This window comes from Streptomyces sp. NPDC050743, assembly GCF_044456925.1.
Taxonomy (GTDB): Bacteria; Actinomycetota; Actinomycetes; order Streptomycetales; family Streptomycetaceae; genus Streptomyces.
On sequence record NZ_JBITGJ010000005.1, the window covers coordinates 162,440 to 185,409 of the forward strand.

20 protein-coding genes and 1 riboswitch are annotated in these 22,970 nt (G+C 69.9%); of the genes, 9 read left to right on the forward strand and 11 right to left on the reverse strand.

Annotation, left to right across the window (positions count from 1 at the left end):
• Window positions 1–4: 4 nt before the first annotated feature.
• From ACIBJF_RS08195 to ACIBJF_RS08215, 5 genes are all read right to left on the reverse strand, one after another.
• The gene (locus ACIBJF_RS08195; protein WP_356300887.1) at window positions 5–487 is read right to left on the reverse strand and encodes an NUDIX hydrolase; all 483 of its coding nucleotides are present in this window, start codon (window positions 485–487) and stop codon (window positions 5–7) included.
• Between the two features lie 88 nt (window positions 488–575).
• Complete coding sequence (locus ACIBJF_RS08200) at window positions 576–1,481, reverse strand: LysR family transcriptional regulator (RefSeq protein ID WP_399172889.1); 906 nt, start codon at window positions 1,479–1,481, stop codon at window positions 576–578.
• Window positions 1,482–1,697: 216 nt separating this feature from the next.
• Window positions 1,698–2,846: a cystathionine gamma-lyase gene (locus tag ACIBJF_RS08205; RefSeq protein ID WP_399172890.1), complete on the reverse strand. Its 1,149-nt coding sequence runs from the start codon at window positions 2,844–2,846 to the stop codon at window positions 1,698–1,700.
• Window positions 2,843–3,334 (reverse strand): low molecular weight protein-tyrosine-phosphatase, encoded by a 492-nt coding sequence (locus ACIBJF_RS08210; protein WP_399172892.1) that lies wholly within the window; start codon window positions 3,332–3,334, stop codon window positions 2,843–2,845. Before ACIBJF_RS08210 ends, ACIBJF_RS08205 begins: the two co-directional genes overlap by 4 nt.
• Window positions 3,335–3,341: 7 nt before the next feature.
• Complete coding sequence (locus ACIBJF_RS08215; protein ID WP_189818452.1) at window positions 3,342–3,719, reverse strand: phage holin family protein; 378 nt, start codon at window positions 3,717–3,719, stop codon at window positions 3,342–3,344.
• A 57-nt stretch (window positions 3,720–3,776) separates the two neighbouring features.
• Here ACIBJF_RS08215 and ACIBJF_RS08220 point away from each other — a divergent pair, with 57 nt between their 5' ends.
• The 4 genes from ACIBJF_RS08220 to ACIBJF_RS08235 all read left to right on the forward strand — a co-directional run bounded on the left by ACIBJF_RS08220 (window position 3,777) and on the right by ACIBJF_RS08235 (window position 6,166).
• Window positions 3,777–4,094 carry a cupin domain-containing protein gene (locus tag ACIBJF_RS08220; protein WP_399172893.1) on the forward strand — a complete coding sequence of 106 codons (318 nt, stop codon included), beginning with the start codon at window positions 3,777–3,779 and terminating at the stop codon, window positions 4,092–4,094.
• 165 nt (window positions 4,095–4,259) lie between these two features.
• Window positions 4,260–4,472 carry a DUF5326 family protein gene (locus tag ACIBJF_RS08225; protein WP_351802827.1) on the forward strand — a complete coding sequence of 71 codons (213 nt, stop codon included), beginning with the start codon at window positions 4,260–4,262 and terminating at the stop codon, window positions 4,470–4,472.
• Between the two features lie 215 nt (window positions 4,473–4,687).
• A complete protein-coding gene (locus ACIBJF_RS08230) occupies window positions 4,688–5,629 on the forward strand; it encodes an IclR family transcriptional regulator (RefSeq protein WP_399172894.1) in 942 nt (313 codons plus the stop codon).
• 99 nt (window positions 5,630–5,728) lie between these two features.
• Window positions 5,729–6,166 (forward strand): SsgA family sporulation/cell division regulator, encoded by a 438-nt coding sequence (locus ACIBJF_RS08235; RefSeq protein WP_351802823.1) that lies wholly within the window; start codon window positions 5,729–5,731, stop codon window positions 6,164–6,166.
• Between the two features lie 210 nt (window positions 6,167–6,376).
• Here ACIBJF_RS08235 and ACIBJF_RS08240 read toward each other — a convergent pair whose 3' ends face one another.
• Window positions 6,377–7,885 (reverse strand): YibE/F family protein, encoded by a 1,509-nt coding sequence (locus ACIBJF_RS08240; RefSeq protein WP_399172897.1) that lies wholly within the window; start codon window positions 7,883–7,885, stop codon window positions 6,377–6,379.
• A 71-nt stretch (window positions 7,886–7,956) separates the two neighbouring features.
• Window positions 7,957–8,133, forward strand: a riboswitch (TPP riboswitch).
• On the opposite strand from ACIBJF_RS08240, the gene thiC reads away from it, so the two are divergent.
• Window positions 8,126–9,910, forward strand: a complete 1,785-nt coding sequence (thiC, locus tag ACIBJF_RS08245) for a phosphomethylpyrimidine synthase ThiC (protein WP_399172898.1) — start codon at window positions 8,126–8,128, stop codon at window positions 9,908–9,910. Its footprint overlaps the riboswitch before it by 8 nt.
• 165 nt (window positions 9,911–10,075) lie before the next feature.
• On the opposite strand, the gene ACIBJF_RS08250 is transcribed toward thiC, so the two are convergent.
• From ACIBJF_RS08250 to ACIBJF_RS08260, 3 genes are all read right to left on the reverse strand, one after another.
• Window positions 10,076–10,939, reverse strand: coding sequence for a hypothetical protein (locus tag ACIBJF_RS08250; protein ID WP_399172900.1), 864 nt, complete (start codon window positions 10,937–10,939; stop codon window positions 10,076–10,078).
• A 180-nt stretch (window positions 10,940–11,119) separates the two neighbouring features.
• The gene (locus ACIBJF_RS08255; protein ID WP_399172901.1) at window positions 11,120–12,199 is read right to left on the reverse strand and encodes a metallophosphoesterase; all 1,080 of its coding nucleotides are present in this window, start codon (window positions 12,197–12,199) and stop codon (window positions 11,120–11,122) included.
• Between the two features lie 281 nt (window positions 12,200–12,480).
• Window positions 12,481–13,593, reverse strand: coding sequence for a LacI family DNA-binding transcriptional regulator (locus tag ACIBJF_RS08260; RefSeq protein ID WP_351802813.1), 1,113 nt, complete (start codon window positions 13,591–13,593; stop codon window positions 12,481–12,483).
• A 431-nt stretch (window positions 13,594–14,024) separates the two neighbouring features.
• Here ACIBJF_RS08260 and hisC point away from each other — a divergent pair, with 431 nt between their 5' ends.
• Entirely contained in the window at window positions 14,025–15,104 is a 1,080-nt protein-coding gene (gene hisC, locus ACIBJF_RS08265) for a histidinol-phosphate transaminase (RefSeq protein ID WP_399172902.1), read from the forward strand.
• Window positions 15,105–15,117: 13 nt separating this feature from the next.
• Here hisC and ACIBJF_RS08270 read toward each other — a convergent pair whose 3' ends face one another.
• Window positions 15,118–15,504, reverse strand: a complete 387-nt coding sequence (locus ACIBJF_RS08270; protein ID WP_399172904.1) for a cyclophilin-like fold protein — start codon at window positions 15,502–15,504, stop codon at window positions 15,118–15,120.
• A 209-nt stretch (window positions 15,505–15,713) separates the two neighbouring features.
• Between ACIBJF_RS08270 and ACIBJF_RS08275 the strand changes: the two genes are divergently transcribed.
• Genes ACIBJF_RS08275 through cydD form a run of 3 tightly spaced genes read left to right on the forward strand, consistent with a single transcriptional unit; the run spans window position 15,714 to window position 21,931 of the window.
• Complete coding sequence (locus tag ACIBJF_RS08275) at window positions 15,714–17,222, forward strand: cytochrome ubiquinol oxidase subunit I (protein ID WP_399172905.1); 1,509 nt, start codon at window positions 15,714–15,716, stop codon at window positions 17,220–17,222.
• Between the two features lie 15 nt (window positions 17,223–17,237).
• Entirely contained in the window at window positions 17,238–18,257 is a 1,020-nt protein-coding gene (gene cydB / locus ACIBJF_RS08280; protein ID WP_399172906.1) for a cytochrome d ubiquinol oxidase subunit II, read from the forward strand.
• 59 nt (window positions 18,258–18,316) lie between these two features.
• Window positions 18,317–21,931, forward strand: coding sequence for a thiol reductant ABC exporter subunit CydD (cydD, locus tag ACIBJF_RS08285; RefSeq protein ID WP_399172907.1), 3,615 nt, complete (start codon window positions 18,317–18,319; stop codon window positions 21,929–21,931).
• 91 nt (window positions 21,932–22,022) lie between these two features.
• On the opposite strand, the gene ACIBJF_RS08290 is transcribed toward cydD, so the two are convergent.
• Window positions 22,023–22,910 carry an HAD hydrolase family protein gene (locus ACIBJF_RS08290; RefSeq protein ID WP_399172908.1) on the reverse strand — a complete coding sequence of 296 codons (888 nt, stop codon included), beginning with the start codon at window positions 22,908–22,910 and terminating at the stop codon, window positions 22,023–22,025.
• Window positions 22,911–22,970: the final 60 nt, after the last annotated feature.

Here is a 22,970-nt window from a genome sequence, read left to right on the forward strand (position 1 = left end):
CGCGCTAACCGAGGTCGGGAGCGTGCATGGCGCGCACCCCCTCGATATTGCCGTCCAGATAGTGGCGCAGCGACAGCGGGACCAGGTGGACGGAGGCGATGCCGACACGGGTGAACGGGATACGGACGATCTCGTACTCACCGGCCGGCTCGTCCACTTCGGGGCCATGCCGCAAGGCCGGGTCCATGGACTCCAGCCGGCAGACGAAGAAGTGCTGCACCTTCACACCGGTGGCGCCGCCGTCCTCGCCGATGTGCTCGACGGTGTCCACGAAGCACGGCACCACATCGGTGATCTTGGCGCCGAGTTCCTCGGACACCTCCCGGTGCAGGGCGTCCACCACGGTCGAGTCCCCAGGCTCGACCCCGCCACCGGGAGTGACCCAGTAGGGATCGACACCGGGCTTGGTGCGCTTGATCAGGATCAGGTCGTCACCGTCGAGAAGAACGGCACGGGCGGTGCGCTTGACCACGGGTCGGACGGTCATGGGAGAAATGTGGCCCGGCTGGTTCCACGTGAAACATCGCATAGAGTCACCTTGTGATCGCCATGCGTGGACTCTGTGCTGGAGGGCCTCAGCACCAGGTCGTGGCAGCCCGCTGAAGCCACTCGTGGGCCCGCGCGATGTGGGGCATGGCGAGGGTGCCGGTGCGCACCACCAGGAAGTAGGTGCGCAGCGGCGGCACGGGCGGATCGTGCAGCGTCACGATCGTGCCGTCGGCGAGGGCGGGGGCACACAGATAGCGGGGCAGCACCGCGAGTCCGGCACCCGCGACCGCACAGGCGAGGACCGCGCGTAGATCCGGAACGACGACCGTGCCCGAGGCGGCTGGACGCGAGTCGAAGACGGAGGCCCAGTAGCGGGAGACGAAGGGCAGCGACTCGTGGACCTCGACGACGGGAAGATCCTCCAGCGCGGGCGCTCCCTTCAGGCGCAGCGCCTCCGCACCGATCCGCTCCAGCCAGCGAGGGGCGGCGACCAGTACGTGTTCCTCGTCGCAGAGCGGAGTCGCGGTCAGCAGAGCGCCGCGCGGACGGGCCGTGCTGATGGCCAGATCATGATGTCCGGAGGCCAGCCCCTCCAGCGTTTCCTCCGCCGTGCCGAAGGAGGCGCGGAGCGCGAATCCCTGGCCGTCGTCGCCGGTCAACTCCGTCAGGGCGGGCAGGGCGCGTTCGGCGGTGAACTCGGGCGGGCCGGCGAGGTGCAGGGTTCTGAGCGAGGACTCGTCGTCCAGGCCGCTCTCGGCTATCTCCACCAGGGCGTCGAGATGGGGAGCGGCCTTGTGCGCGAGTTCGTCGCCGATGGTCGTCGGGGTCACCCCGCGCGCCTGGCGGAGGAAGAGAGGCTTGCCCAGCTGCCGTTCCAGTGTGCGGATCTGCGAGGTGACGGCGGGCTGGGAGAGGCCGAGCAGAGCGGCGGCGCGGGTGAAGGAACCAGCCCGGTGCACAGTGACGAAAGTGCGCAGCAAGGCCAGATCCATGGCGTCCCCTTCCCCCTGTCCCTGCCCTCCTCCGGCCCCAGGCAGGCCCCAACTATAAATAAGTCGATAGGTCTCTGTCGCTAGCGTGATTGGACACTGACAGAGAGTCAACTAGCCTTGTTCGCACGGTTCTTCGCGCGCAGGAACCGAAGACGGTCCGAGCCACGAGGGGGGAGGCTCGGACCGTCGTGCGTCGTCGGCCGGACGGCCGCGGGTTCACTCGGCCGACTCGTCCAGGGCCCGCAGCACGTCGGCGATCAGGTCCTCGGGGTCTTCGGCCCCGACGGACATACGGATGAAGCCCTCCGGCACCGCGTCCCCGCCCCAGCGGCGGCGGCGCTCCGCCGTGGAACGCACCCCGCCGAAGCTCGTGGCGTCCTCCACCAGGCGCAGGGCTTCGAGGAAACGCTCGGCACGCGCGCGTGTGGGCAGCGTGAAGGAGACCACGCAGCCGTAGCGGCGCATCTGCTGCGCGGCGGTCTTGTGCGCGGGGTCGTCGGGCAGTCCGGGATAGCGCAGGCCGGACACCTCGGGCCGCTGCTTCAACGCCTCGGCGACCGCGAGGGCGGTGGCGTTCTGCCGGTCCACGCGCAGCTGGAGCGTGGCGATGGACCGGTGCGCGAGCCAGGCCTCCATAGGCCCGGAGATCGCCCCGACGATCTTGCGCCAACGCCGTACGGCGGCCATCGCCTCGGCGTCGCGGCCGGCGACATAGCCCAGCAGAACGTCACCGTGGCCGGTGAGCTGCTTGGTGCCGCTGGCCACGGAGAAGTCGGCGCCCAGCTCCAGCGGGCGCTGCCCGAGCGGGGTGGCGAGGGTGTTGTCGACGGCCACCAGGGCGCCCTGGGCATGGGCGGCCGCCACCAGCCGCCGGATGTCGCACACGTCGAGCCCCGGGTTGGACGGGGACTCGATCCACAGCAGCCGGGCGCCGTCGAGAACCTCCAGCTGAGCATCGCCGCCGGTGGGGGCGGTGCGCACCTCGACGCCGTACGCCTCCAACTGGGCGCGGACCAGCGGCAGCACCTGATAGCCGTCGGAGGGCAGCACGACCGCGTCCCCGGCGCGCAGCTGGGAGAAGAGCACGGAGGAGATCGCCGCCATGCCGGAGGCGAAGACCAGCGTCTCGACGTCGTCCCGCCCGGGCGCCTCCAGCTCGCCGATGGCCCGCTCCAGCAGCGTCCAGGTCGGGTTCTCGTCACGGCCGTAGAGATACGGGCCCGTCGCCTCGCCGGGCAGGTGGAAATGCGCCGCGAACACCGGTCCGGGCAGGGTCGGCTCGTGCTTGACCGGTTCGGGCAGTCCAGCGCGTACCGCGCGCGTGCCGTCGCCGGTACGGGCCTGTTCCTTGGGGGTGTCGCTCATGCGGCCCGTCCTTCCAGCTGTTCGCGTACGGCGGCGAGCAGACCGACGCTCGCCGCCTCCACCATCTCGAGACACTCCTCGAAGCCGCCCCGGTGTCCGTAGTACGGATCCGGCACGTCGAGGTCGTCACCGGCGGCGGGATCGTACGAGCGCAGCAGGCGGACCTTGCGCGCGTCCTCCTCGGTCGGCGCGAGGCGGCGCAGGGCCTTGAGATGGCCGGAGTCGAGGGCGATCACCAGGTCTAGACGGGAGAACCACGACGGCTGGAACCGGCGCGCGACATGATCGCTGTCGTAGGCGTGCTCCTCGAGGACCGCGATGGTCCGCGGGTCGGCGGGCTCGCCCTCGTGCCAGCCGCCGGTGCCGGCGCTGTCGACCGCCACCCGCTCCTCGAGGCCGGCTTCCGCCACGCGCGCGCGGAAGACGGACTCGGCCATCGGGGAGCGGCAGATGTTGCCGGTGCACACGAAGCAGACGCGGTAGGTCATCGTGGGCTCAGTCCTCGTCGGGCAGGACGACGTGCAGCGCCCAGGAGACGACGGAGACGATCAGACCGCCGACGACGGCCGTCCAGAAGCCCTCCACGTGGAAGCTCAGGTCGAGCTTGCCGCAGACCCAGGAGGTCAGGAGCAGCATCAGCGCGTTCACGACCAGGGTGATCAGGCCCAGGGTCAGGATGAACAGCGGGAAGGTGAGTACCTTCACTATCGGCTTGACCAGCCAGTTCACCAGGCCGAAGATCAGCGCGACGACGATCAGCGTGCCGGCCTTCTTGGCCGTGCTGTCACCCGTCAGAGTGATCTTGTCCAACAGCCACACGGCGACCGCGAGGGCGCCCGCGTTGGCGATCGTCTTGACTACGAAATTCTTCATGTGTCTGATCGTGGCAGACCGGATCGGAACAGAGCAGAGGCGAGGGCGACAGCGGCGATGAAGGCATTCCGGCTGGACGAACTGGAGGCGGAGCGCGCCGCCAACGAGGGGGCCTACCTTCAGTTCCTGCGGGAGCGGAACATGTCCGTCGGCCTGTACGCTCTGAACGCGGGCGAGCACGACCCGCAGACGCCGCACAACCAGGACGAGGTGTACTTCGTCGTCAGCGGCCGGGCGTCCGTCACGGTGGGACTGGAGACCACCGAGGTGGCGCGCGGCAGCGTGGTGTACGTGCCGGCCGGGGTCGCCCACAAGTTCCACCACATCAGCGAGGACCTGAGGGTTCTCGTCGTCTTCTCTCCCCCCGAGGCGTGAGCCCGGACCCCGGGATTCCCTAGGGGACGGGTCAGGGGAGGACAAGGGACGCCAGGCCCCCGCGGGACCCCTCGTCGGCCCTAGCATCGAGTGCAGGACATCGACGCCGTACGTGACAAGCGCGTACGAGCACTCAGACGTACGAGAACGCAAAGGACGAGGGCGATGCGAGAGATCTTCGCGGGACTGCCGTGGTGGGTGAAGTGGGTCGCGGTGCCGGTCATCGCCCTGGTCGTGTTCGGCGGCCTGATAGCGACGGTGGTCGGGTTCGTGATCGGTCTGCTGTTCAAGGCGCTGGTCTTCGTCGCCCTGGTCGGCGGACTCATCTACATCGTGCGCAAGTTCATGTCGAACTCCTCGTCGCGCGGCGACTGGTGACGGACCCGGGGACTGGTGACCGGCAACAAGATCACCGGTTCCCGGCAAGGCGATACCCGGTTTCCCTCGGGCGAGGGAAGTTTCCCGTGAGGCCCTCTGCGTGCGGCGGTGGACGATTAGAGTCCGAAACCACCGCGGGGTCCGGCCCCGCGGGCGGCGCAGATCCCCTCCGTGCTCTCCCCGCACGGGCTGCCCCTCGCGCTCCGGAGTGACCCTTGGCCACGGCTGACACCGCACCGGCAGAACCGCACGCACCCACCATCCCACCGCGCTCCTGCGCACCCCCCACCCAGCGGCCGCCCGCCATCGCGGTCCCGGGACAACCTCACCCCACCGACGCCTCCGGGCCACCCCACCCCACGGACGCCTCCGGGCCGCCGCCCCCCGTCGACGCCCCCGGTCCGCCGGCCGCAGCGACGCTCATCGGATCCGTCCAGCGCGCCATGCGCCTGCTGGAGTCCGTCGCCACCCATGTGTACGGCGCGCCCGCCAAACAACTCGCCCGCGAAACCGGCCTCGCCCTCCCGACGGCGTACCACCTGCTGCGCACACTGGTGCACGAGGGCTATCTACGGCGCGAGAAGGGGCTGTTCTTCCTCGGTGAGGCGGCCGAACGGCTCGGCAGCAGCGGAGCCCAGCAGAAACGTCGCAGCGCGGTGGCGGACACGCTTGCGCACTGGCGTGATTCCATCGGTGTGCCCGTGTATTACGCCATGTACCGGGATGGCGAGATCGACGTCATGTGCGTCTCCGACTCGCCCGAGGCGCCGGCGGTCGAGGAGTGGGCCGACTTCCGCGAGACGGGCCACGCGCACGCCATCGGGCAGTGTCTGCTCTCCCAGCTGGACGAGGACGCCCGCCGCGACCATCTCGCGCGCTACCCCGTGCAGTCCATCACCCCGTACACGGTGCGCGACAACGACGCCCTGTTGCGGCGGCTGGCCCGGTTGCCGCGCATGGAGCCGGTGGTGGAGCGTCAGGAGTACGCGCTCGGGACGGTCTGCGCGGCGGTCCCGATCACGGTCGGCACCACCGTGGCCACCATGGCCATGTCGCTGCCCGCCCACCAGGCCGACCGGCTGCTGCCCGCGGCGCGCCGGCTGCAGACGGAGATCGGGAGGCATCTGGCAACGCTCGCCATCTCTATCAGTATCTGAAAACTTACTCCTTGTGATCTCCTGTGTACGTTCAGCAAGATTTGACCACGGTTAGAGGGATCAATCCGGCCAGTCGATGTCCATACGACGGGGTAGACGATGCGCGAGTCCGTACAGGCAGAGGTCATCATGAGCTTTCTCGTGTCAGAGGAGCTCTCCTTTCGCATCCCGGTGGAGTTGCGCTACGAGACCTGTGATCCCTATGCCGTCCGGCTCACCTTCCATCTGCCCGGTGACGCCCCGGTGACCTGGGCGTTCGGTCGTGAGCTGCTGATCGACGGCGTCGGCCGGCCGTGCGGGGAAGGGGATGTGCACATCGCTCCCGCCGACTCCGAGCTGCTGGGCGAGGTGCTGATCAGGCTTCAGGTCGGCGGAGACCAAGCCCTGTTCCGTTCCTCCGCGCCGCCGCTCGTGGCCTTCCTGGACCGCACGGACAAGCTTGTGCCGCTCGGTCAGGAGGGCGCGCTGGCCGACTTCGACGCCCATCTGGAAGAGGCTCTGGACCGCATCCTGGCCGAGGAACAGAGCGCCGGCTGAAGCGTTACGGCACGGGGCGCCGGGCGCTCCGCCGTGCCGCGTGGGATTGTGCAGGAACGCTTCTGCGTGGGGAGTCGAGACTCGGAAAAGCTCACCGCGCCTAGCACCGGTCACGGCGGGCTCGCTGCCTCCTGGGTCGGTTTCCGGCGGGCTCACTGCTTGCTTGAGTCGGCCTCGGGCGGGCCCACCGCCGCTCGTGTCGTCCCGGCCCTACCGCTTCCGGCGGCGCCCGCGGCCACCGCGTGCCGGGACGGGCCGCGTCGCGGCCGGTGCCGCGGTGTCCGGGCCGGGACGGTCGGCCGAGACCACCAGGGCGGCGAGCGCCGTGGTGACCGGGACCGAGGCGACCAGACCGATCGAGCCCACCAGCGTGCGCACGATCTCCTCGGCCACCAGCTCGCTGTTGGCCACGGTCCCGACACCGCTCTGCGCGATCGAGAACAGCAGCAGCAACGGCAGCGCGGCGCCGGCGTAGGCGAGGACGAGGGTGTTGACCACGGAGGCGATGTGGTCGCGGCCGATGCGGATGCCCGCGCGGTACAGCCCGCGCCAGCCCATCGTCGGATTGGCCTCGTGCAGCTCCCAGACCGCCGCCGTCTGCGTCACGGTGACGTCGTCCAGGACGCCGAGCGAGCCGATGATGACGCCGGCCAGCAGCAGACCGCTCATGTCGATCGACGGATACAGGCCGTGGATCAGGCCGGTGCTGTCGTCCGTGTTGCCGGTGAGGGCGGCCCAGCCGATGAACTGCGAGCCGAGGACGCCGATCAGCAGCAGCGAGACCAGTGTGCCGAGCACCGCCACCGAGGTGCGGGCCGACAGGCCGTGGCACATGTACAGGGCGAGCAGCATGATGGCACTCGATCCGACCACCGCCACGAGCAGTGGATTCGAACCCTGGAGGATCGCGGGCAGGATGAACAGGGTCAGCACCAGGAAACTGACCGCCAGTGCGACGAGCGCCATCACGCCGCGCAGCCTGCCGACCACCACGACCGCGAGCGCGAAGATCCCCGCGAGCAGCGTCATGGGGAACTTCCGGTTCACGTCGGTCACCGAGTACTGCAGGTCCTTCGGCGCCGAGGGCTCGTAGGCGACCACCACCTTCTCCCCCTGGCTGAGCTGCCGGCTCTGGTCCGGCTGCACGATCTCGACGAACGTACGGCCTCTGTCCTTGCCGGTGTCGACCCGGACGGTCGCCTTCTTGCAGCTTCCCTTCGCCTCCTGATCCGCCGAGGTGCCCGCGGCGGGGGAGCTGTCGCCGGCCGGGGCGCCCCCGGAGGCGTTCACCGACTTGCAGCTCACCTCGACGACCCTGGTGACCGTGGCCTGCTGGGTCTCCCGGTCGAAGCCGACGCCACTGCGCTTGTGGGACGGGGCTCCCCCGGGCCAGAGCACGACCAGGCCGACGACGACCGCCACGGTGAACGGGACCAGGACCGCGGCGATGACCTTGCGCAGGTGCCGGGAGACGGGCGCGGCGGGCCCATGGCTGTGGCTGTGGCCGCCGCCATGACCGTGTCCGTGCCCATCGTCGTGGCCATGGTCCTGCTCATGGCCTTGCCTGCGGCTGTGTCCGTCTGACTGCCCATGGCCATGACCGCGGCCGTCGTCCCGGCTGCCCTCCCACTCGGAGGCATGGCCGTCGGCGCCCTGCCCCGAGCTCGGTCGGTGGCGCGGCTCGGGAGGCCGATATGGGTACTGCTGCATTCCGGTCACCGCCCGATCATCGCAACAACGGCAGGGGCCCACTGTTCACCGCGCCACTTATGACGCTAGCGTGGAGGCACCTTTGCACACGCGGGAGCTCGGAGCACCGGGCTGAGAGGGCGCTGACCTCCGTAGGCGCGATGTTTCACGTGGAACAGGCGATGTTCCGCGTGGGTGTCGACAGACGGAAACCGCTGCGTCGACCGCCGAACCTGTTACCGGGTAATGCCGGCGTAGGGAGTAGGTCTCATGACCAACAAGGACGCACGCACGCCTGCCTCCGTTCAGGGCGAGAAGTCCCAGGAGGCCGGGAAGTCCATCGGCTGGCACAAGGCGTACATCGAGGGTTCGCGCCCCGACCTGCGCGTGCCGGTCCGTCAGGTGCATCTCACCAACGGGCAGTCGGTCACGCTGTACGACACCTCGGGCCCGTACACCGATCCGCTCGTCGACACCGATGTCCGCAGGGGTCTGCCGCCGTTGCGGGAGAACTGGATCATCGCCCGCGGTGACACCGAGGAGTATGCGGGCCGTCCCGTCCGTCCCGAGGACGACGGGATCAAGCACACCTCGCCGCGTGGCGGACTGCGCAACCTGGACGCGGTCTTCCCCGGACGGCCGCGCCAGCCGCGCCGGGGCCGGGCCGGTGAGGCGGTCACGCAGCTCGCATACGCACGCCGGGGCGAGATCACCCCGGAGATGGAGTACGTGGCCATCCGGGAGAACGTGTCCGCCGAGGTCGTCCGCGAGGAGATCGCGGCCGGCCGGGCGGTGCTGCCGGCCAACGTCAACCACCCGGAGATCGAGCCGATGATCATCGGCAAGCGGTTCCTGGTGAAGGTCAACGCCAACATCGGCAACTCGGCGGTGACCTCCTCCATCGAGGAGGAGGTGGAGAAGATGACCTGGGCGACCCGTTGGGGTGCCGACACGGTCATGGACCTCTCCACCGGCCGCAACATCCACACCACCCGCGAGTGGGTGCTGCGCAACTCCCCCGTCCCCATCGGCACGGTGCCGCTCTACCAGGCCCTGGAGAAGGTCGACGGCAAGGCTGAGGAACTGACCTGGGAGATCTACAAGGACACGGTCATCGAGCAGGCCGAGCAGGGCGTGGACTACATGACCGTCCACGCGGGCGTCCGACTGCCGTACGTGCCGCTCACCGCCAACCGCAAGACGGGAATCGTCTCGCGCGGCGGCTCGATCATGGCCGCGTGGTGCCTGGCGCACCACAAGGAGTCGTTCCTGTACGAGAACTTCGAGGAGCTCTGCGAGATCCTCGCCGCCTACGACGTCACCTACTCGCTGGGCGACGGCCTCCGGCCCGGTTCGATCGCGGACGCCAACGACGAGGCGCAGTTCGCGGAGTTGAGGACGCTCGGGGAACTCAACCGGATCGCCAGGCGTTTCAACGTACAGACGATGATCGAGGGCCCGGGACACGTCCCGATGCACAAGATCAAGGAGAACATCGACCTTCAGCAGGAGATCTGCGATGAAGCTCCGTTCTATACGCTCGGCCCGCTGACCACGGACATCGCGCCGGCGTACGACCACATCACCTCCGGCATCGGCGCCGCGATGATCGCCTGGTGGGGCACGGCGATGCTCTGCTACGTCACGCCCAAGGAGCACCTTGGCCTGCCCAACCGTGACGACGTCAAGACCGGTGTCATCACCTACAAGATCGCCGCGCACGCGGCCGACCTCGCCAAGGGGCACCCGGGCGCCCAGGAGTGGGACGACGCACTGTCCGACGCCCGCTTCGAGTTCCGGTGGGAGGACCAGTTCAACCTCGCTCTGGACCCCGACACGGCACGGGAGTTCCACGACGAGACCCTTCCGGCGGAGCCGGCCAAGACGGCCCACTTCTGCTCGATGTGCGGGCCGAAGTTCTGCTCCATGAAGATCTCCCAGGACATCCGCCGTCAACACGGCGGCAGCCAGGAGGAGATCGAGGAGGGCATGGCCCAGAAGTCGAGGGAGTTCGCGGCGGCGGGTAACCGGGTGTACCTGCCGATCGCGGACTGAAGGCCGGACGCGAGCGTCCGCGTTTCCGAGCCGCCGCAAGGCGTCACGCGAAGCGCGGACCCGGCCGGCGCCGGTCAGGGCACCGGGACGCCGGCACCCCGGTGGGCCGCCCGGTCGGTCCCACGTCGGTCGCGAGCGCGGGCCGTGTCCGGGCTGCCGGTGGGGCTACTCGGGCTGGTGCTCCGGGCCGCCGAAGTCCGGGCTCGTGTAGTCCGGGCTGGTGAAGCTCGGCCGGCCGGACTGGGTGCCGTCGTCGGGGCTGCTGAATCCGGGGCGGTCGTACCCCAGACGGGGCATGCGGCCGCGCGGGGCGGGTGGGGTCGTGTGGTGCAGGGGAGCCGCTGGCCGGGGTTCGGCCAGTGCCTCCGTGAGGAACGGCAGGATGCCGCGCTCCAGCAGGGCGGCCCGCCAGGCCTCTCTGGCGCTGTCCAGTTCCCGGTGCGCCGCGTCCAGTGCCTGGGCCTGTGGCGAGTTGCCGTTGCGCAGGGCGGTGAGGAGCAGTCCGACCGCGGCCAGGAGGACCGTGGCCGCGGTCACCGCGCTGAACACCCACCCGGCGGTGAGCATGGTCTGGGCGAAGCCCTGTCCGGGGCTCAGCGTCTTCAGGATGTATCCGACGAGCAGGAAGATCGCCGCGGCGGTTCCGGAGAGGAGGGGAGCCAGTACGGCGATGACCGCGACGGCACCCGCGCCGGTGCTCTCGGCGGCCTCGCCGAAACTGCTGACGAGCCCGGGGATGGCCGAACTCTGGTCCGCGGGAACGGACTCACCGGAGGCCGAGGGAGTCATCGCGGGCTGACGCAGTTCCTGGCGGACCTTCACATAGTGCTGGTATTCGGCCGCCGCGGCGGCCGTTATCAGTGCGGTGGCGTTGAGCGCCATGGTGCGCAGTTGTTCCGGATTGAGCCGCTGTCCGACAGCGGCCAGTTCCGGTCGCTGTGGTGCGGAGCGCAGCGCCTCATCGAGGAGCCGCTCGAATTCCTGGCGGTCCTCGCTCTGCAGGTGCTGCGGAACGCTGTTCATGTGCATCCCCCGATGCTCCGTAGGGCTTGGGGCTCGCACGCCGGCGAGCCGTCGGGCAGAAACGGAGGGGAGCCTGCTACGGATAAGCCGATGGTAGAGCCGTCACGGCACACGGTGACAGGGGGTTGCCGGAAATTGCCCACCGGCCTGCGGGCACTCCGCCGGGGGCGGCCGCTGGCGGAACGGTCAGTTGGCGAGGGGGAGTTGCCGGACGAGTAGCTTTCCGGCCATGGTCACCCCGCCGTCCATCGCGATGGCGAGCCCGTCGGCGTAGACGTGCGGGCCCTCCACGACGGGACCGGTGCCGTCCTCGCCGTCCTCGGAGCCGACCTCGCCGAGGAGATAGGGGATCGGGCTGTGACCGTGAACGATGCGGGTGCCGCCGTACGTATCGAGGAGCGAGCGCACGGCGTCGGCGCCGCCCTCGTCGCGGAAGGAGAAGCGCTTGGTGAACTTGCGGAACAGATCCCAGCACTCGTCCGCGTCGTTGCGGGTGAGGGTCTCGCGGACGGTGTCGTTGACCGCCTCGATGGAGTCGCCGTAGTCGAGGTAGGCGGTGGTGTCCGAGTGCACGAGCAGATAGCCGTCGACCTCCTCGACGGCGTCAAGGCGGGCCATCCACTGCAGATGGTGGTCCTGGAGGCGGTCCATGTCGGTCTTCTGGCCGCCGTTGAGCAGCCAGGCCGCCTGGAAGGTGGCCGTGCCCGCGCCGGAGTTGACGGGGGTGTCGCCGAACCGCTTGGCGCCGAGCAGCAGCAGCTCGTGGTTGCCCATGAGGGCCTTGCAGTAGCCGCCGGCCGCCGCGGCCTCGGCAGACAGCCGCATCACGAGGTCGATGACGCCGATGCCGTCCGGTCCGCGGTCGGTGAAGTCGCCGAGGAACCACAGCCGGGTGGTGCCGGCACACCACTGGCCGGAGTCGTCGATCAGCCCCTGCGCCTGCAGTGCGGCCATCAGTTCGTCGAGGTACCCGTGGACGTCTCCGACGACGAACAGCGGTCCGGGCCCGGTCGCCGGCTGCGGGGCCGGGGTCGCGGGTGCCGTCTCGACGGGGACCTGGGCCGTCTCCGTGCGGTTGATGACCGGGAGGTCGCGCTGGGTGGGTGTGTAGTCGTCGGGGTACGCCGGGTCCGCGGGCGGCGCGGTGTCGCCCGGGTGGGCGGTGTGGGCATACGGACCGGTCTCGTGGACGTACGCAGGTACCCGGAAGTCGCGCAGCGTCGCCGTCCGCTCCACTTCGGGTCCCTGACCGGCCCCCTGAGTCATCAGACCCCTCCACCATCGCGCCGCCTGTGCACCCCTTCGGACTGCCTGGTCGCAGCGGTCCGCGGTGTCGTGGGCCCATCATAGGAATGCGCGTCGCGCCGTGTGATGACCCAGGGGTGGTGAATCGGAACAAGACGCCAGTTCACCGCGGCTTTCGCCCCGTTTGGTCAGGTGTTCGGCCGGCTCTGCACCGGCCGAGCACCCGGCCCGCCGGTCGCCGGCCCGCCGAGCCCCCTCTCTCGGCCGGTGCGTGCACGGGGTGAGCGCCCCGCTTTCCGGCGCTATCTGCCGTCCGGCGACCGTGGTGGGCTGACCGTCGTGCGCGGCGGACGCCGCTGCGAGGAGGTGCGCACGATCAGCTCGGTCGGTATCACCTGCTCGACCGGCTGGTCCGACTCCACGCCCTCGATGGCGTCGATGAGGAGCTGGACCACCGCGGTGCCGATGCGGCGGGGCTTCAGGGAGAGCGTGGTGATGGGCGGCTCGGTGCTGGCGTACACCATGGACTCGCTGCAACACACGAGCAGCAGGTCGTCGGGGACGCGGAGCCCGTAGCGCCGGGCGGCGGCGAGCAGGTCGGTGCCGTTGGGGTCGAAGAGGCCGTAGACGGCGTCGGGCCGGTCGGGGCGGGCGAGCAGCCGGTCGGCGGCCACGGCGCCCGCGCACGGGTCGTGTGCCGGGTAGGCCTCGTAGACCGGGTCCTGGCCGACCCGCTCGCACCAGCGCAGGTAGGCGGTGGTGGACAGGTGGGTGTACGTGTCCGTCGTCGTGCCGGTGAGCAGGCCGATGCGGCGGGCGCCGGCGGCGGCGAGGTGGTCGAGGATGCCGAGGACGGCGGCCTCGTGGTCGTTGTCGACCCAGGCGGTGACCGGCAGCGAGCCGGCCGGGCGGCCGTCCGAGACGACGGGCAGCCCCTGCCGGACGAGCTCGCTGACCACCGGATCCTGATCGGAGGGGTCGATGACGACCGTGCCGTCCAGGGCGACGTTGGACCACACGTCGTGGCGGGAGGTCGCGGGCAGGATTACGAGGGCGTAGCCGCGGGCGAGCGCGGCCGAGGTGGCGGCCCGTGCCATCTCGGCGAAGTACGCGAACTCCGTGAAGGTGAAAGGTTCATCCCCGTACGTCGTCACGGTCAGGCCGATCAGCCCCGACTTGCCGGTACGGAGCGTGCGGGCGGCGGCGGAGGGACGGTATCCCAGCCGGTCCGCGACCTCACGGACGTGGCGCCGGGTGGCATCCGGGAGCCTGCCCTTGCCGTTGAGGGCGTCGGAGACGGTTGTAATGGAGACTCCGGCGGCGGCGGCCACGTCTCTGATGCCCGCCCGGCCCGGCCGGCTGCCTCGACGTGAGGTTTCCGCGCGGCTCACCTGGTGCTTCCCTGCTGCTGTCATGGCGAGCCGATAGTAGGGCTCATGCGGTGGGGTAGTGCGGACGCATATGCACGCGTTGACAGGCACGTTTCTGCATGGTCATACGGCGTCAACTGCCTTGGAAAGATAGGAAGTTGAACGATCCTGCGCCAGGACGTGACGTAGTGACGCGTATGGACCTGCCAAGTGCCGGATGTCTCGAAGAGGTCTCAACTCACCTGCACGGGTGATGCGCGCTACGGAGCGAGCCACCGGCGCATAGATATATGTACGGCGCGCCCCCTGAAACGTACGCCTTCGTGCGGTGATGCCCTGGGATGGCGCGGGGGCGGACAGGGTTCACGTTTTGCAGGGCCGCCACCTGTACGCACCGGGGCCGAATCCTCATAAGGTGAGGAGTATTGGAAGCCGGCGGCGTCGACGGTCCGCCGGTGGTCGCGAGGAGGACTGCGGTGAGCGAGACGAGCCCCAAGCTGCGCGCCGAGCTGGAGGGTATCCCCACCTACAAGCCGGGCAAGCCCGCCGCGGCCGGCGGGCCGGTCGCCTACAAGCTGTCCTCCAACGAGAACCCGTATCCGCCGCTGCCCGGCGTGATGGAGAGTGTGACGGCGGCCGCCTGCGACTTCAACCGCTACCCGGACATGGCGTGCACCGGGCTGATGGCCGAGCTGTCGGAGCGCTTCGGCGTCCCGGTCTCCCACCTGGCCACCGGCACGGGTTCGGTGGGTGTCGCCCAGCAGCTCCTCCAGGCCACCAGCGGTCCCGGTGACGAGGTGATCTACGCGTGGCGCTCCTTCGAGGCGTATCCGATCATCACGCAGATCAGCGGTGCCCGGTCGGTGCAGGTGCCGCTCACGCCCGGCGATGTGCATGACCTGGACGCGATGGCGGACGCGATCACCGACCGGACGCGTCTGATTTTCGTCTGCAACCCCAACAACCCGACGGGCACGGTGGTGCGGCGGGCCGAGCTGGAGCGGTTCCTCGACCGGGTGCCCGGCGATGTCCTGGTCGTGCTGGACGAGGCCTACCGCGAGTTCATCCGCGACCCGGAGGTGCCCGACGGCGTCGAGCTGTACCGGAACCGGCCCAACGTCTGCGTTCTGCGCACGTTCTCCAAGGCCTATGGGCTCGCGGGGCTGCGCGTCGGTTTCGCGATCGCCCATGAGCCGGTCGCGGCGGCGCTGCGCAAGACGGCGGTGCCCTTCGGTGTCAGCCAGCTCGCGCAGGAAGCGGCGATCGCCTCGCTTCGGGCCGAGGACGAGCTGCTCGGACGGGTCGGCTCGCTGGTGTGTGAGCGCACGCGCGTGGTCGACGCGCTGCGCGCCCAGGGCTGGACGGTGCCCGAGACGCAGGCGAACTTCGTCTGGCTGCGGCTGGGGGAGGGCACGGTCGCGTTCGCTCAGGCCTGTGAGCAGCACGGTGTGGTGATCCGGCCGTTCCCGGGCGAGGGTGTGCGGGTGACGGTCGGAGAGACCGAGGCGAACGACATCTTCCTGAAGGTGGCGGAGGCGTTCCGCAAGGAGCTGTAGCCCGGCGCGGGCTCTACTTGTCGATCAGTTCCACACGTTCCACACGGATGGGGTCGCCGTTTCGTACGGTCGCCAGAACGCGGGCATCCCCGTCCAGGCTTCCAAGAACGTTGCACGGGCTCGCGAGGCGGCACTCGTCGCCTCGCGAGATCGGTGTCGGGCCGTAGGGGAGGGCGAGCGCGTCGCCGTCCGTCCAGAAGGCCACCGTGCCCGGCTCCACGACCTGCCGGGCGTCAGTTTCACGTGAAACGGCGATACCAGTGTCGAAATAGACCTCCTCGCCCCATGTGCAGGCGCTGGAGGTGAGAGGCAGTGCCTTGGCGAGGGCCTGCGTGGTCGGGGTGTCTGCGTCGAGGGTCGCGGTGACGTTTCCCGCGGGCCAGGAGATGCGTATCTGCATGGCGCGCAATTCAACAAGATGTTGAACTCGCTGCCAAGGTCTTGACGTTGCGGCAGGAGGGCCACCCCGCCCTACCGGACCGAAAATCGGTACGTCATAATGGCTTGTGAATGTGAACGCGTTCACAAGTGCGTCCCGTTTGCCCCGTATGTACGCGACAGACGGGGCGAATCGCCGCTGTACCACGGCGTAGTAAGGAGAGTGACGACGTGGACCTGGCTCTGGCGCCGGAGACACTGGCGCGCTGGCAGTTCGGCATCACCACCGTCTACCACTTCCTGTTCGTCCCGCTGACGATCTCCCTGGCCGCCCTCACGGCCGGGCTGCAGACGGCCTGGGTGCGCACGGAGAAGGAGAAGTACCTCAGGGCGACGAAGTTCTGGGGCAAGCTCTTCCTGATCAACATCGCGATGGGTGTGGTCACAGGCATCGTGCAGGAGTTCCAGTTCGGCATGAACTGGTCGGACTACTCCCGCTTCGTCGGTGACATCTTCGGCGCCCCGCTCGCCTTCGAGGCACTGATCGCGTTCTTCTTCGAGTCCACCTTCATCGGCCTGTGGATCTTCGGCTGGGACAAGCTGCCCAAGAAGATCCACCTGGCCTGCATCTGGATGGTCTCGATCGGCACGATCCTGTCGGCGTACTTCATCCTGGCGGCCAACTCCTGGATGCAGCATCCGGTCGGCTACAAGATCGACAAGGCGAAGGGCCGTGCCGAACTGACCGACTTCTGGGCCGTGCTCACCCAGAACACCGCCCTCAGCCAGGCCTTCCACACCTTGTCCGCGGCCTTCCTGACCGGCGGCGCCTTCATGGTGGGCATCGCCGCCTATCACCTGGCCCGCAAGAAGCACATCCGCGAGATGAAGACCTCGCTGCGGCTCGGCCTGGTCACCGTGGTCATCGCCGGCCTGCTCACCGCGGTCAGCGGCGACACCCTCGGCAAGGTCATGTTCAAGCAGCAGCCGATGAAGATGGCGGCCGCCGAGGCGCTGTGGGACGGCCAGAAGCCGGCACCGTTCTCGATCTTCGCCTACGGCGACGTGGAGAAGGGCCACAACACCGTCGCGATCGAGATCCCGGGCCTGCTGTCCTTCCTCGCCGACGACTCCTTCACCTCGTACGTTCCCGGCATCAACGACGTCAACAAGGCCGAGCAGCAGAAGTTCGGCCCGGGCGACTACCGGCCCAACATCCCGGTCGCCTTCTGGGGCTTCCGCTGGATGATCGGCTTCGGTATGGCCTCCTTCGCCATCGGCCTGGCCGGACTGTGGCTGACCCGCAAGAAGTTCATGCTGCCGCAGCATCTGCGGGTCGGCGAGGACGAGGTGCCGCATCTGGTGCTGTTCAAGAACAAGGCGCTCAGCCCCAGGCTCACGCCCTGGTACTGGCGCATCGCGAGCTGGACCCTGGCCTTCCCGCTGATCGCCAACTCCTGGGGCTGGATCTTCACCGAGATGGGCCGCCAGCCGTGGGTCGTCTACGGCGTCCTGCAGACCCGGCACGCGGTCTCCCCCGGTGTCTCCCAGGCCGAGGTCCTCACCTCGATGATCATCTTCACCTCGCTGTACGCGATCCTCGCCGTGATCGAGGTCAAGCTGCTCGCGAAGTACGTCAAGGCCGGCCCGCCCGAGCTGACCGAGGCCGACCTCAACCCGCCCACGAAGATCGGCGGCGAGACCCGTGACGCCGACAAGCCGATGGCCTTCTCGTACTAGGCCGGGGGGACAGTCATGCAACTTCACGACGTCTGGTTCGTCCTGATCGCCGTCCTGTGGACCGGCTACTTCTTTCTGGAGGGCTTCGACTTCGGGGTCGGGATCCTCACCAAGCTGCTGGCCCGCAACCGGCCGGAGCGCCGGGTGCTGATCAACACCATCGGGCCCGTCTGGGACGGCAACGAGGTGTGGCTGCTCACGGCAGGCGGTGCGACCTTCGCTGCGTTCCCCGAGTGGTACGCCACCCTCTTCTCGGGTTTCTATCTGCCACTGCTGATCATCCTGGTCTGCCTGATCGTCCGGGGTGTCGCCTTCGAGTACCGGGCCAAGCGGCCCGAGGAGAACTGGCAGCGCAACTGGGAGACGGCCATCTTCTGGACCTCGCTGATCCCGGCGTTCCTGTGGGGCGTGGCCTTCGGGAACATCGTGCGGGGTGTGAAGATCGACCAGCACTTCGAGTACGTCGGCACCGTCGGGGACCTGCTCAACCCCTACGCCCTGCTCGGCGGCCTGGTCACGCTCACCCTGTTCACCTTCCACGGAGCGGTCTTCACCGCGCTCAAGACCGTGGGGGACATCCGGGTGCGGGCGCGGAAGCTGGCACTGTGGGTCGGTCTCGTCGCGGCCGTCGTGGCGGTCGGCTTCCTGCTGTGGACGCAGGCAGACAGCGGTGACGGCAAGAGCCTGGTGGCCCTCGTTGTAGCGGTCGCCGCGTTGGCGGCCGCGCTGGCCGCCAACCAGTTCGGGCGTGAGGGATGGGCGTTCGCGCTGTCCGGCGTCACCATCGTCGCCGCCGTGGCGATGCTCTTCCTGTCGCTCTTCCCGAACGTCATGCCGTCGACGCTCAACGGGGACTGGAGCCTGACGGTCACCAACGCCTCGTCGAGCCCCTACACCCTGAAGATCATGACGTGGCTGGCGGCCATCGCCACGCCTCTCGTCCTGCTCTACCAGGGCTGGACCTACTGGGTCTTCCGCAAGCGGATCGGTACGCAGCACATCGCTCCCGATGCTGCGGCCGGCGCCGCGCACTGAGTCCGTCGAGGGTGTGTTTCACGTGAAACACACCCTCTGGGCCGAAGGGTACGTTTCACGTGAAACCAATCGATCCACGTCTGCTGCGCTACGCCCGCGCCACGCGCTTCTTCCTCGGGGCGGTCGTCGGTCTGGGGGCCGTCGGCGCAGGGCTGGTCATCGCCCAGGCGATGCTCATCGCCGAGGTCGTCGTCGGTGCGTTCCAGCACGGGCAGTCCGTCACCGAACTGCGTACGCCTCTGCTGCTGTTGGCCGCCGTGGCCGTGGGTCGGTCGATCGTCGCGTGGCTCACCGAACTCGCCGCCCATCGGGCGAGCGCGGCGGTGAAGTCGGAACTGCGGGGGCGGCTCCTCGACCGGGCGGCGGCGCTCGGTCCCGGGTGGCTGGCCGGGCAGCGCACCGGTTCGCTGGTCACGCTGGCCACGCGCGGGGTGGACGCCCTCGATGACTACTTCTCGCGCTATCTGCCGCAGCTAGGGCTCGCGGTGGTCGTTCCGGTCGCGGTGCTGGCGCGGATCGTCACCGAGGACTGGGTGTCGGCGGCGATCATCGTCGGCACCCTGCCGCTCATCCCGCTCTTCATGGTGTTGATCGGCTGGGCCACCCAGTCCCGGATGGACCGTCAGTGGCGGCTGCTGTCGCGGTTGTCCGGGCACTTCCTCGACGTGGTCGCCGGACTGCCCACGCTGAAGGTGTTCGGCAGGGCCAAGGCGCAGGCCGAGTCCATTCGCCGGATCACCGGAGAGTACCGGCAGGCCACCCTGCGGACCCTCCGGATCGCCTTCCTCTCCTCCTTCGCGCTGGAGTTGCTCGCCACGCTGTCGGTCGCCCTGGTCGCGGTGACGATCGGCATGCGGCTCGTGCACGGTGACATGGATCTGTACATCGGCCTGGTGATCCTCGTGCTGGCGCCCGAGGCCTACCTTCCGTTGCGGCAGGTCGGTGCGCAGTACCACGCGGCGGCGGAGGGTCTGGCTGCGGCGGAGGAGATCTTCGACGTGCTGCGGACGCCGGTTCCGGCGTTCGGCACGGGTGCGGTTCCGTCTGGCGCTGTGGCCTTCGAGGGGGTCACTGTTCGCTATCCCGGTCGTTCGGTGGACGCCGTGACGGATGTGTCGTTCAGTGTCGAGCCCGGTGAGACGGTGGCGCTGGTGGGGCCGAGCGGGGTGGGCAAGTCGACGCTGCTCAACGTGCTGCTCGGGTTCGTCTCACCGAGCGAGGGGCGGGTGCGGGTCGGGGGAGCCGATCTGGCCGAACTCGATCTGGAGGAGTGGCGGTCGCGGATCGCGTGGGTGCCGCAACGGCCGCATCTGTATGCCGGGACCATCGCGGAGAACGTGCGGCTGGCGCGGCCCGACGCGGACGACCGTGCCGTACGGCGGGCGCTGCGGGACGCGGGTGCGCTGGAGTTCGTGGAGGCGCTGCCCGAGGGGACGGAGACCGTGCTCGGGGAGGACGGGGCCGGGCTGTCGGCGGGGCAGCGGCAGCGGTTGGCTCTTGCCCGGGCGTTCCTCGCCGACCGGCCCGTGCTGCTGTTGGACGAGCCGACGGCCTCGCTGGACGGGGGCACGGAGGCGGAGGTTGTGGCGGCGGTCCGGAAGCTTTCGGTGGGCCGAACCGTGCTGTTGGTGGTGCACCGGCCGGCCTTGCTTGAGGTTGCGGATCGAGTGGTGCGGCTGGAGAGCGCCGAGTTGTCGAGTGCGCCGAGCAGCCGCCTTTCCGGGGGGCTCCGCCCCTTGGACCCCCGTCCTCGCCCTCTCGCCACCCGACTCGGTGGGCTGGATGGCGACTCGCAGGGCTCCGGGGCTGGGCGGCTGGATGGTGGGTCGGAGCGGGCTCGGCCGGGGCACGGGGAGATTGGCTCGTCGGCGGGTCTGCGCGGGCCGTTGGAGAGTGGCTCGGTCGCGGGGGCCTCGGCGCGGTCCCGGCGTGTGCTGGCGCGGGTTCGTGCGCTTGCCGGGCCGCGGCGCGGGCGGCTCGTGTGGGCGTTGGTGCTCGGCAGCCTTGCGCTCGGTAGTGCCGTCGGGCTGATGGCGACCTCGGGGTGGCTCATCTCGCGGGCGTCGCAGCAGCCTCCGGTGCTGTATCTGATGGTGGCCGTGACGGCCACGCGGGCCTTCGGGATCGGGCGGGCCGTGTTCCGGTACGCCGAGCGGCTGGTGTCGCACGACGCCGTGCTGCGGATGCTGGCCGACACCCGGGTCGCCGTGTACCGGCGGCTGGAGCGGCTGGCGCCGGCGGGGCTGCTAAGCGCCCGGCGCGGTGATCTGCTCACCCGGCTGGTCGCGGACGTCGACGAGCTCCAGGACTACTGGCTGCGCTGGCTGCTGCCCGCGTCGGTCGCCCTCGTCGTCTCCGCCGCCTCCGTCGGCTTCACGGCCTGGCTGCTCCCCGAGGCCGGGGCCGCCCTCGCGGCGGGCCTCGTGGCGGCCGGCGTCGGCGTCCCGCTGGTCACCGCGACCGTGGCCCGGCGGACCGAGCGACGGCTGGCCCCGGCCCGGGGCGCCCTCGCCACCCGGGTCACCGATCTGCTCACCGGCACCGCCGAGCTGACCGTCGCCGGCGCGCTGCCCGCCCGTACGGACGCGGCCCGGCGAGCCGACGGCACCCTCACCCGGATCGCCTCGCGGGCCGCCGCAGTGACCGCGCTCGGTGACGGGCTCACCGCGCTGGTCTCCGGCCTGACCGTCACGGCGGCCGCGCTGTTCGGCGCCCAGGCGGTGGCCGCGGGCCGGCTCAGCGGTGTGGCGATGGCCGTGGTCGTCCTCACTCCCCTGGCCGCCTTCGAGGGCGTACTCGGACTGCCGCTCGCCGTGCGCCACCGGCAGCGGGTGCGGCAGAGCGCGGAGCGTGTCCATGAGGTGCTGGACGCTCCGGAGCCCGTGCGCGAGCCCGAGCGGCCCCGGCAGGCGCCCGCCTCGCCGTTCCCGGTGGTCGTCAAGGGTCTGGCCGCGCGGTACGAGGGGCAGCGGCAGGACGCGCTGGTCGGCTTCGATCTCACCCTGGAGGAGGGGCGGCGGATCGCGGTGGTCGGGGCGTCCGGCGCCGGCAAGACGACCCTCGCCCAGGTGCTGCTGCGCTTCCTCGACCCGCAGGAGGGCTCGTACACGCTCGCCGGTGTGGACGCGTACGCGCTGGCCGGTGACGACGTACGGCGACTCGTCGGGCTGTGTGCGCAGGACGCGCATCTCTTCGACAGCTCGGTACGCGAGAACCTGCTGCTGGCCAGGAAGGACGCCACCGAGGCCGATCTGTGCCGGGCGCTGGACCGGGCCCGGCTGCTGGACTGGGTGGACGGGCTGCCCGACGGTCTGGACACGCTGGTCGGCGAGCACGGGGCCCGGCTGTCCGGCGGTCAGCGGCAGCGTTTGGCGCTGGCCCGCGCCCTGCTGGCCGACTTCCCCGTCCTGGTCCTCGACGAGCCCGCCGAGCATCTGGACCTGCCGACGGCCGACGCACTGACCGCGGATCTGCTGGCTGCAACGGAGGGCCGTACGACGCTGCTGATCACGCACCGGCTGGCGGGGCTGGAGGCGGTGGACGAGGTGATCGTGCTCGACGCGGGCCGGGCGGTGCAGCGGGGAACCTACGCGGAGCTCCTCGCGGTGGACGGGCCGCTGCGGGCGCTCGCGCGGCGGGAGGCCGAGGCGGAGTCGCTGGTCGGAGCGCGGTGACGGTGACCACGGTTCGCCGCCCCGGTCTCCATGGGACCCGAGGCGGCGGGCCGAAGCGCTCGGCGAGGACCGCAGCAGGCTCGGCGGTGCCTCAGATGCTCTCGGCGAGCAGTTGCTCGATCACGACCGCGACGCCGTCCTCGTTGTTGGCGACCGTACGGCCCGACGCGGCGGCGATGACGTCCGGGTGGGCGTTGCCCATCGCGTAGGACTGGCCGGCCCAGGTCAGCATCTCGACGTCGTTGGGCATGTCGCCGAAGGCGACGACCTCCTCGTGCGAGATACCCCGCTCGGCGCAGCACAGGGCGAGCGTGCTGGCCTTGGAGACGTCGGGGCCGCTCAGTTCCAGCAGGGCGCTGGGGCTGGAGCGGGTGACGTTGGCCCGGCCGCCGATCGCGAGCCGGGCGAGGGTGAGGAAGGCGTCTGGGTCGAGATCCGGATGGTAGGCCAGGATCTTGAGCACGGGCTGGTCGGCGTCCGGGCCGTCGGGGGCGAGGAGACGCTCGGCGGGCAGGAGGTTGTCCGGTATCTCCATGTGCAGCTTGGGATAGTCCGGCTCCTGGTGGAAGCCGTACGTCTGCTCCACCGCGAACACCGTGCCGGGTGCCGTCGCGCGCAGCAGCCGCACGGCGTCCAGGGCGTTCGCGCGCGCCAGTTCGCGTACCTTCACGAAGCGGTGGGCGCCGGGGCCGCCGTGCAGGTCGACCACGGCGGCGCCGTTGCCGCAGATCGCCAGGCCGTGTCCGTGGACGTGTTCGCTGACGACGTCCATCCAGCGGGCGGGGCGGCCGGTGACGAAGAAGACCTCGATGCCCGCTTCCTCGGCGGCGGCCAGCGCGGCCACGGTCCGCGGGGAGACCGACTTGTCGTCGCGCAGCAGGGTGCCGTCGAGGTCGGTGGCGATCAGCCGCGGCCGTACGGCGGCGGACGGGGTCCCGGGCTGTCTGGTCGCTGAGGTCACTCGGTCATTCTCGCGCATATGCCCGCACGGCCGTGCGGAACTCCGCGCAGATGAGACAGAGATGACGTCGCGCCTCGC

Bases quoted from the DNA above. Each gene is read 5' to 3' on its own strand.
- ACIBJF_RS08195 (WP_356300887.1), bottom strand. From the start codon at position 487: ATGACCGTCCGACCCGTGGTCAAGCGCACCGCCCGTGCCGTTCTTCTC.
- ACIBJF_RS08200 (WP_399172889.1), bottom strand. From the start codon at position 1,481: ATGGATCTGGCCTTGCTGCGCACTTTCGTCACTGTGCACCGGGCTGGT.
- ACIBJF_RS08205 (WP_399172890.1), bottom strand. From the start codon at position 2,846: ATGAGCGACACCCCCAAGGAACAGGCCCGTACCGGCGACGGCACGCGC.
- ACIBJF_RS08210 (WP_399172892.1), bottom strand. From the start codon at position 3,334: ATGACCTACCGCGTCTGCTTCGTGTGCACCGGCAACATCTGCCGCTCC.
- ACIBJF_RS08215 (WP_189818452.1), bottom strand. From the start codon at position 3,719: ATGAAGAATTTCGTAGTCAAGACGATCGCCAACGCGGGCGCCCTCGCG.
- ACIBJF_RS08220 (WP_399172893.1), top strand. From the start codon at position 3,777: ATGAAGGCATTCCGGCTGGACGAACTGGAGGCGGAGCGCGCCGCCAAC.
- ACIBJF_RS08225 (WP_351802827.1), top strand. From the start codon at position 4,260: ATGCGAGAGATCTTCGCGGGACTGCCGTGGTGGGTGAAGTGGGTCGCG.
- ACIBJF_RS08235 (WP_351802823.1), top strand. From the start codon at position 5,729: ATGCGCGAGTCCGTACAGGCAGAGGTCATCATGAGCTTTCTCGTGTCA.
- thiC (WP_399172898.1), top strand. From the start codon at position 8,126: ATGACCAACAAGGACGCACGCACGCCTGCCTCCGTTCAGGGCGAGAAG.
- ACIBJF_RS08250 (WP_399172900.1), bottom strand. From the start codon at position 10,939: ATGCACATGAACAGCGTTCCGCAGCACCTGCAGAGCGAGGACCGCCAG.
- ACIBJF_RS08255 (WP_399172901.1), bottom strand. From the start codon at position 12,199: ATGACTCAGGGGGCCGGTCAGGGACCCGAAGTGGAGCGGACGGCGACG.
- ACIBJF_RS08260 (WP_351802813.1), bottom strand. From the start codon at position 13,593: ATGACAGCAGCAGGGAAGCACCAGGTGAGCCGCGCGGAAACCTCACGT.
- ACIBJF_RS08270 (WP_399172904.1), bottom strand. From the start codon at position 15,504: ATGCAGATACGCATCTCCTGGCCCGCGGGAAACGTCACCGCGACCCTC.
- cydB (WP_399172906.1), top strand. From the start codon at position 17,238: ATGCAACTTCACGACGTCTGGTTCGTCCTGATCGCCGTCCTGTGGACC.
- ACIBJF_RS08290 (WP_399172908.1), bottom strand. From the start codon at position 22,910: ATGCGCGAGAATGACCGAGTGACCTCAGCGACCAGACAGCCCGGGACC.